The organism is Hydrogenophilus islandicus (assembly GCF_054657095.1).
This window is the reverse complement of the sequence record NZ_BAAHXE010000072.1, coordinates 1-791: the sequence shown is the minus strand read 5'-3', so window position 1 is coordinate 791 and position 791 is coordinate 1. Positions and strand designations below refer to the sequence as shown.

At 51.8% G+C, this 791-nt stretch carries 1 protein-coding gene; it reads right to left on the bottom strand.

Annotated features, from left to right (window positions below; translation table 11 throughout):
* Positions 1-791 (bottom strand): reverse transcriptase domain-containing protein (locus tag ACYQ6T_RS10695; RefSeq protein WP_459830698.1); only part of this gene is annotated, 791 nt, incomplete at both ends.

Genomic DNA, 791 nt, shown 5'->3' with positions numbered 1-791 from the left:
TTCCTGTCTCCAGTATCGGTCTTTGACCCACTTTGCACCTTTGTTTGGGTGTCTGCGACAGGCCCATGACCAAAGCTGTTTCCAGATGACACAGTCTACCTTATTGAAGGTTTCCTTTGCCACCTGGTTGCTGTGATAGTTCGCCCATCCCCGTATGACCGGGTTCAGGAGTTCAATCACGTTTTCCTGCTTTGCCTGTTTGTTAGCCTTGATAATCGCTCGGATTTTCCGCAGGAACGCTTGCACGTTCTTTTTCGCAGGCTTGATGAGAAGCTTCCCATCGTACTTGCGTACGTTCCATCCGAGGAAATCAAAGCCTTTTTCGATATGCACGATCTTGGTTTTCTCCGGGGAGAGGCTCAAGCCCCGTTTCCTCAGGAATTCCTCGATCAGAGACTTCGCTTCCATCAGAACCTCTTTCGAGGCGCCGGTTATCACGAAGTCGTCTGCATATCGTACCAGGTTGACCTTGGATTTCTTGGATTTCTGGCTGCCAGGTTCACCGAAGTGTTTCCGTAGCTTGCTTTCCATCCCGTCCAAGGTCATGTTCGCCACAGTGGGCGAGATAATACCGCCTTGCGGCGTGCCCGCTTCCGTTGGGAACCACTGGTTTTGCCAGACAAAGCCGGATTTCAGCCACTTCTGGAGAATCACCTTGTCCATGGGGATGTTGGTGATCAACCAGTCGTGACTGATATTGTCAAAGCATCCTGAGATGTCAGCGTCAAGCACCCATTGGGCCGAGTCGCGTTTGGCCAGTGCTATAAAGCACTGTTCCGCGGCGTCTCGAC